Origin of the sequence: Frigoribacterium sp. Leaf44 (assembly GCF_001421865.1) — a bacterium.
Classification (GTDB): domain Bacteria; phylum Actinomycetota; class Actinomycetes; order Actinomycetales; family Microbacteriaceae; genus Frigoribacterium.
Window position 1 is genome coordinate 32,696 of the sequence record NZ_LMLG01000006.1, and the last position, 6,899, is coordinate 39,594.

At 73.4% G+C, this 6,899-nt stretch carries 6 protein-coding genes and 1 pseudogene; 3 read left to right on the forward strand and 4 right to left on the reverse strand.

Features of this window, described 5'->3' with window-relative positions:
* Positions 1-253: 253 nt before the first annotated feature.
* A complete protein-coding gene (locus tag ASE87_RS08540) occupies positions 254-1,498 on the reverse strand; it encodes an ROK family transcriptional regulator (RefSeq protein WP_082452505.1) in 1,245 nt (414 codons plus the stop codon).
* A 173-nt stretch (positions 1,499-1,671) separates the two neighbouring features.
* On the opposite strand from ASE87_RS08540, the gene ASE87_RS08545 reads away from it, so the two are divergent.
* Complete coding sequence (locus ASE87_RS08545) at positions 1,672-1,908, forward strand: hypothetical protein (RefSeq protein ID WP_156155609.1); 237 nt, start codon at positions 1,672-1,674, stop codon at positions 1,906-1,908.
* Positions 1,909-1,955: 47 nt separating this feature from the next.
* Here the strand turns inward: ASE87_RS08545 and ASE87_RS08550 are convergent, their stop codons facing one another.
* The 3 genes from ASE87_RS08550 to ASE87_RS08560 all read right to left on the reverse strand — a co-directional run bounded on the left by ASE87_RS08550 (position 1,956) and on the right by ASE87_RS08560 (position 5,479).
* Positions 1,956-2,228, reverse strand: a complete 273-nt coding sequence (locus ASE87_RS08550; protein WP_056227714.1) for a zinc-ribbon domain-containing protein — start codon at positions 2,226-2,228, stop codon at positions 1,956-1,958.
* Between the two features lie 621 nt (positions 2,229-2,849).
* Complete coding sequence (locus ASE87_RS08555; protein WP_056229398.1) at positions 2,850-5,165, reverse strand: cation-translocating P-type ATPase; 2,316 nt, start codon at positions 5,163-5,165, stop codon at positions 2,850-2,852.
* Between the two features lie 86 nt (positions 5,166-5,251).
* The gene (locus tag ASE87_RS08560) at positions 5,252-5,479 is read right to left on the reverse strand and encodes a heavy-metal-associated domain-containing protein (protein WP_056227717.1); all 228 of its coding nucleotides are present in this window, start codon (positions 5,477-5,479) and stop codon (positions 5,252-5,254) included.
* A 175-nt stretch (positions 5,480-5,654) separates the two neighbouring features.
* On the opposite strand from ASE87_RS08560, the gene ASE87_RS08565 reads away from it, so the two are divergent.
* Together ASE87_RS08565 and ASE87_RS16330 are read left to right on the forward strand one after the other, a co-directional pair.
* Positions 5,655-6,491 carry an alpha/beta fold hydrolase gene (locus ASE87_RS08565; RefSeq protein ID WP_056227719.1) on the forward strand — a complete coding sequence of 279 codons (837 nt, stop codon included), beginning with the start codon at positions 5,655-5,657 and terminating at the stop codon, positions 6,489-6,491.
* 216 nt (positions 6,492-6,707) lie between these two features.
* A pseudogene (locus ASE87_RS16330) lies at positions 6,708-6,899 on the forward strand (hypothetical protein); the annotation flags it as partial.

Sequence of the window (6,899 nt, forward strand, 5' to 3'; positions counted from 1 at the left end):
GCGGGGGCGCGCAGGAGGCGCGGGGGCGGGCAGGAGGTGCGGGTCGCGGGGGCAGTCAGGAGGCGCGGGGCCGGCAGAAGGCGCGGGGCCGGTAGAAGGCGCGGGGCGGCCATGAACCCGGTTTCGAACGATGAACCCGAAAGCTTCGGGGTTCATCGTTCGAAACCGGGTTCATCGAGGGTCGGGCTCAAGGGCGAGGAGGCGCGGGTCGCGTCCCGAGGAGCGCGCGCGGCGCCGGCGAGCGCGCGTGGCGTCAGCGCCCGAGCGCGTGCATCTGGATCGCGACGGCGGCGGCGCCGCGTGCCCACTCGTCGAACCGGAACTCCTGGACGATCAGTCGCGGCGGCGGAACCGCCCCGTGGGTGCCGCGCCCGATCGCGGCGGCGACCGCCGCGCCGCCGACGGTCGCGAGTCGCACGCCCTCGCCCGACAGCAGGACCGCCTCGGGGTCGAGCACGTTCAGCACGCCCGCGATCAGCTGGCCCAGGACGTCGGCGGCGGTGTCGACGACGACCCGCGCCTCCTCGTGTCCGTCGGCGGCGAGGGCGAGCAGGTCGTCGTAGGCGACCGGGCGGCCGAGGGCCCGGGCGGCGGCGGCCTCGACCGCGGCGACCGTGAGGAACGCCCCGGCGCAGTCGTGGTGGCCGAGGTCGCAGGTCGGGGCCGACGCCTCGGCAGGGGGCGCGGCGGGGGTCTGCACCGGCACCGGCACCGGCACCGGCACCACGATCCGCTGGTGTCCGATGCTGCCCGCCGACGAGTGCGCCCCGCCGAGCACCTCGCCCGCGGCGACGAGGCCGAGCCCCACCCCGGCGCCGATCGTGACGAGGGCGAACGACCGCAGCCCGCGTCCCTCGCCGAACCAGTGCTCGGCCTGGGTCAGCGCGCGCACGTCGTTCTCGACCCAGGTCGGCAGGCCGGTCGTGGCGGTCAGCAGGTCGGCCAGGGGCACGTCGTCCCAGCCGAGGAACGGTGCGTGCCGCACGTGGGCTCGATCGACGACCTGTCCGCCGACGGTGACGCCGACCGCGCGGATGCGGTCGTCCCGGCCCCGGGCCGAGCTCACGACCCCCGAGACCTGGTCCACCACCGCGGCGGGCGACGGGTCGGGAAGGGCTTCGTCGTGCCCGTCCAGCACCCGGCCCCGCTGGTCGGCCACGACGACGAAGAGGCGGTCACGGGTCAGCTTGACGCCGACGAAGTGGTGCGCGTCCGGGTCGAGGTCGAGCGGGACCGAGGGCCGACCCGAACCGGACGGCGCGAGAGACGCTCGTTCGACCAGCAGTCCGCTCTCGAGCAGGGGCCTGGTGATGCGCGTGAGGCTCGGGCCCGACAGGCCGAGCCGGGCGGCGAGCTCGGTCCGGGGGCGGGCGCCGTGCACGAGGATGTCGAGCACCACGGCCTGCACGCTGCCGGCCAACGGGGACCAGCCGCCGTCGGCGTGGCCGAGGGAACCGTGAGCGGGAGCGGCGTGCCCGGGAGCGTGGGAGTCCGTCACGCGACGATCCTAGGTGGCCGACCCGCGCCTCCTCGTCCCGACGTCGGGCTCCGCCCGGGCCGAGCCGGGGCCGCGGCGAGTCCGCCCGACGCCCGTCGCTGCGTACCCCGCCACCCGAATTGGGGGACAACCGAAGGGCCTCTCGTGGCCGAACATGAGTCGTGGTGATCCTCATGGACGAAACGCGCGAACTCCCCCTCTGCACGCTGTGCGCGTCGCCGACCCGTCTCGAGCCCAACCCGTTCTACGGCACGGCCCTCTCGGTGCACCGCCACGTGCTCGTCTGCACCTCGTGCGCGACCGTCGGCTTCGCCCCGGCCGTCGCCGACGCCCCCGAGGAGGCGCGGCGCCGGTCCCGCCCCGTCGGCCTGCGCGCCCGCGTGGCCGGCTGGTACCGCGCGCTCCCCTGACGCCACGGCCGCGCCTCCCGGAGCCTCCCGTGCCGCCGAGCGGTCGGTCAGCCCTGCGACCGACCGCCGCGGGATGCCGCCGCGTGCTCGGCGTCGGCCTGGAACCGGCCGGCCGCCTCGGCGTCGAGCTCGGTGCCCGCGCCGCAGTAGGCGCAGGTGTAGACGTGCTTCGTCGAGTACGGCATCACCGGGATGAAGAACAGCGTGAACCACCGACGGTGCTTGACCAGGCGCTGCGCGGCCTCGTTGCCGCAGACCCGGCAGACGAAGAAGAGGACGCCGAGCAGGGCGCTCGTGCCCTTGGTGCCGAAGATGATCATGCGCTCACCCTAGGCGGGACCGGGGCAGCCGGCGGGAGCGGGCCCCGGGGCATGGTGACCCCGGGGCCCTGTTCCTAGCCCTTGCGCACCGGGTCGACCGCGAACCGGGCGACGGTCACGACGAGAGTCGCGATCTGCCACCACGGCACGGTCTTCCTGGGCGGGCGGCGGTCGTCCTCGGACATCCGCTCCCTCCTCTCGGTGTTCGCGCCGGCGAACACCGCGAGAGAGCCAGGGACCCACCCCGTGGGATCGACGTTTGCACGTCGATCGTCATGGGATTACACTTCCGATCAGATGAAGCGGGATCTCTGTTGGGTCCCTGGTTCTCTTCACGGAGAGCACATCGAAGCCCGAGATCGGTTGTGCGGTCTCGGGCTTCGCCATGCCCGGGGGCGTTCCTGCGATGACGACACCCGACGACCATTTTACATATCGGGCGTCTGTCTGGCGGTGGCGTAGGCAGCCTGTGAGTGGTCGCACCATGGAATGAACATCGCACCGCCGAGACAGGCGGTGCGACGTTCATCAGGCGGTGCGACACGTGCCCGCGCAGCTCAGCCGGCGGCACGACTCGAGGCCGCGCAGCTCACCGGCGGTGCAACTCGAGCCCGCCCCGCCTCACCCGGCGCGGAACCGCCGCAGGCGCAGGCTGTTCGTCACGACGAACACGGACGACGCCGCCATCGCCGCGCCGGCCAGTACGGGGTTGAGCAGCCCGAGCATCGCGACCGGGATCGCCGCGACGTTGTAGGCGAAGGCCCAGAACAGGTTGCCCTTGATGGTGCCGAGCGTCGCCCGCGACAGCCGGATGGCGTCGGCCACCCCGGCGAGCTCGCCGCTGACGACGGTCAGGTCTCCGGCCGCGATCGCCGCGTCCGTGCCGGTCCCGAGGGCGATGCCGAGGTCGGCCGTGGCGAGGGCCGCCGCGTCGTTGACGCCGTCGCCGACCATGGCGACGACGCGACCCTCGGCCTGCAAGCGGGCCACCGCCTCCACCTTCTGCTGCGGGGTCGCCTGCGCCACGACGTCCGCCGCGGCGATGCCGACCTGCGCCGCGACGTGCCGGGCCGCGCCCGCGTTGTCGCCGGTCAGCAGCACGGGCGTCAGGCCCAGACCGCGGAAGCGCTCGACAGCCTCCCGCGCACCGGGCTTGACGGTGTCCGCGACGGTGACGACACCGCGCACCCGACCGTCCCAGGCGACGGCGACGGGGGTGGCGCCGGTCGCCTCGGCGGCGGCGAACGCCGTCTCGAGGTCAGGAGGCGCGGTGACCGACCACTCGTCGGCCAACCACCCGGGGCGGCCGACCAGCACGAGCGTGCCGTCGACGAGGGCCTGCACGCCGGCGCCGGCGTGGGCGGTGAACTGCTCGGCAGCCGGGACGACGACCCCGCGCCGGGCGGCCTCGGCCTCGATCGCGCGGGCGACCGGGTGCTCCGAGCCGGACTCGACGGCGGCGGCCCGGGCCAGGACGTCGTCGACCTCGGCGGCCGCGGCGTCGCCCACGCGGACATCACCCAGGACGACCTCGCGCACGCTCATCCGCCCCGTCGTCACCGTCCCGGTCTTGTCGAGGACGATCGTGTCGACCGTGCGGGTGCCCTCGAGCACCTGCGGCCCGCGGATCACGATGCCGAGCTGCGATCCGCGGCCCGTGCCGACGAGCAGTGCGGTGGGCGTCGCGAGCCCGAGCGCGCACGGGCAGGCGATGATCAGGGTGGCGACGGCGGCGGTGAACGCGGTCTGCAGCGACCCGGTGAAGAAGCCGCCGCCCCCGGCCCCCTCGACCAGCCCGCCGAACGCGAGCCAGCCGACGAAGGTCAACACGGCCAGCCCGATCACGACCGGAACGAACACGGCCGACACCCGGTCGGCCAGTCGTTGCACCTCGGCCTTGCCGCTCTGCGCCTCCTCGACGAGGCGACCGAGGCGGGCGAGCTCGGTGTCGGCCCCGACGCGGGTGATCTCGACGAGCAGGCGTCCGCCGACGTTGAGCGTCGCGCCGACCACACGGTCGCCCGGCCCCACCTCGACCGGCACCGACTCGCCGGTCAGCATGCTCAGGTCGACCGCCGAGGTGCCCTCGCGCACGAGGGCGTCGCTGGCGATCGCCTCGCCCGGACGGACGACCACGAGGTCGCCGGGCACCAGGCCCGCGGTGGCGACCCGCGCCTCCTGACCGTCGCGCAGCACGGTGGCCTCCTTCGCGCCGAGCTCGAGCAGGGCGCGGAGGGCCTCGCCCGAGCGACGCTTGGCGCGGGCCTCGAGCCAGCGTCCGAGCAGGATGAACACGGTCACGGCCGACGCGACCTCGAGATAGAGCTCGGTCGGGCCGCCGTGGGTCGCGACCAGGCTGAACGACATGTGCATGCCCGGTCGGCCGGCGTCGCCGAAGAAGAGCGCCCAGAGCGACCAGGCGAAGGCGGCGATCACGCCGACGCTGACGAGGGTGTCCATGGTCGCGGCACCGTGGCGGGCGTTGACGGCGGCGGCGCGGTGGAAGGGCCAGGCACCCCAGACGGCCACCGGTGCCGCGAGGGTCAGCGCGAGCCACTGCCAGTTCGTGAACTGCAGGGCCGGCACCATCGAGAGCACGACCACCGGCAGGGCGAGGGCGGCGCTGACGAGGGTGCGGTGGCGCAGGGCGTCGACCTCGCCGGCGCGGGCGTCGGAGGCGTCGCCGGCCGAGCCGTCGGCCGCATCGGTCGGGGACGCAGGAGGCGCGGGCACGGTGGCCCCGTACCCCGCGGCGGCCACCGTGGCGATGAGCGCGTCGACGTCGGGGACGACGGGGTCGCCGTCGCGTGCGTCACCGGCCGCACCGGCCACGACCCGCACGTGCGCCTTCTCGGTCGCGTAGTTGACCGACGCCTCGACGCCGGGGAGCTTGTTGAGCTTGCGCTCGATGCGGTTCGCGCAGGAGGCGCAGGTCATGCCGGTGATGTCCAGCTGCACCGCGTCGGGCGGCAGGGTGCCCCCGGTGACGCCTCCGCCCGGCCGACCCGCGCCTCCGGCGGCGGTCATCGTGCGGTGAGCTGGTAGCCGGCCTCTTCGACGGCCGCCCGCAGCTGGTCGTGCTCGACGGTCGCGTCGGCCTGGACCGAGACGGTGGACGAGCCCCCGGGGTTGAGGTCGACCTCGACCGAGTCGACGCCGTCGACCTCGGAGAGCTCTTCGGTGACGCTCGCGACGCAGTGCTCGCAGGTCATGCCGTCGACCTGCAGGGTGGTGATGGTGGTGTCGGTCATGCGCTGTCCTCTCGATCGGGCCTCAGTTTATACCCCCTAGGGGTATCCGTGCCAGGCCCGCCCTTCGGGTGTCCCCCACCTCCGAGAAACCTCCGAGACGACCCGACCCTCAGCGAGGCCGACTACGAACGGAGGAGACCCCGCCAGGACGGCGGGAGAGAGAAGGCACCCGACCATGACCGAGATCACTGCACACCACGGCCTCTTCAAGGACACGAACCTCCACGTCGACGACACCGGCGGCACGGGCCGCACCGTCGTCCTGATCCACGGCTGGCCCCTCTCGGGCGAGTCGTGGAGCAAGCAGGTCCCCGCGTTCGTCGAGGCCGGCTACCGCGTCGTCACCTACGACCGCCGCGGCTTCGGACGCAGCGACAAGCCGAAGACCGGCTACGACTACGACCACCTCACCGAGGACCTGCACACCGTCCTCACCGAGCTCGACTTGCAGGACGTCACGCTCGTCGGCTTCTCGATGGGTGGCGGCGAGGTCGCCCGCTACTTCAGCAAATACGGCACCGAGCGCCTGCACAGCGTCGTCTTCGCCTCGGCCGTGCCGCCGTACCTGCTCAAGACCGACGACAACCCCGACGGACCCCTCACCAAGGAGGCCGCCGCCGAGATGACGGCCGGCCTGACCAAGGACGAGGACTCGTTCTACGAGGACTTCACGACCGGCTTCTTCTCGGTCGACGGCGTCCTCAAGGTGTCGGAGGCCGACCGCCAGGACGCCCTCCGTCTCGCCAAGCAGGCGAACAAGGCCGCCGCCCTCGAGGCCATGGCCTCGTTCGCGAACACCGACTTCCGTGACGACCTGACCAAGGTCACCGTGCCGACGCTGGTCATCCACGGCGACGGCGACGCGACCGTGCCGTACGAGGGCTCGGGCGCCCGGACGCACGCGGCGATCGCCGGGTCCGAGCTGCACGTGATCGCCGGTGCACCGCACGGTGCGAACGTCAGCGACGCCGACGAGTTCAACCGCGTCGTGCTCGAGTTCCTGAAGAAGTAGAGCGGAACCCGACGCGACCGCAGGAGGCGCGGTGCCGGTCCTCGAGACCGGCGCCGCGCCTCCTGCGCGTCCGGCTCGACCCGTCGCGCACCCTCGCCCCTCGTTCGGGGGTGAAGGTCACGGGCGGGTAACGAAGTGACCGAGATCCAAACCTTCTCGCCCCCGGTGGCGAACCCTGTACATCCCCACCGGGACCAACTGACAAGGAGCTTCACCATGAACGCCTTCACCCGCAAGCGCATCACGAAAGCCGCCTTCGGCATCGCCGCCTCCGGCGCCCTGATCTTCTCCCTCGCCGCCTGCTCGTCCAACTCGGGCACCGCGACGGACACCTCCTCGACGTCGTCGTCCTCGTCCGAGCCCAGCGCCGCGTCGACGCCCGCCGCGTCGATCGCCGACCTCAGCAAC

Excerpts from the sequence above, each read along its gene's own strand:
- ASE87_RS08560 (WP_056227717.1), bottom strand. The coding sequence starts at position 5,479 with ATGACCGACACCACCATCACCACCCTGCAGGTCGACGGCATGACCTGC.
- ASE87_RS08545 (WP_156155609.1), top strand. The coding sequence starts at position 1,672 with ATGGACGAAACGCGCGAACTCCCCCTCTGCACGCTGTGCGCGTCGCCG.
- ASE87_RS08555 (WP_056229398.1), bottom strand. The coding sequence starts at position 5,165 with ATGACCTGCGCCTCCTGCGCGAACCGCATCGAGCGCAAGCTCAACAAG.
- ASE87_RS08565 (WP_056227719.1), top strand. The coding sequence starts at position 5,655 with ATGACCGAGATCACTGCACACCACGGCCTCTTCAAGGACACGAACCTC.
- ASE87_RS08550 (WP_056227714.1), bottom strand. The coding sequence starts at position 2,228 with ATGATCATCTTCGGCACCAAGGGCACGAGCGCCCTGCTCGGCGTCCTC.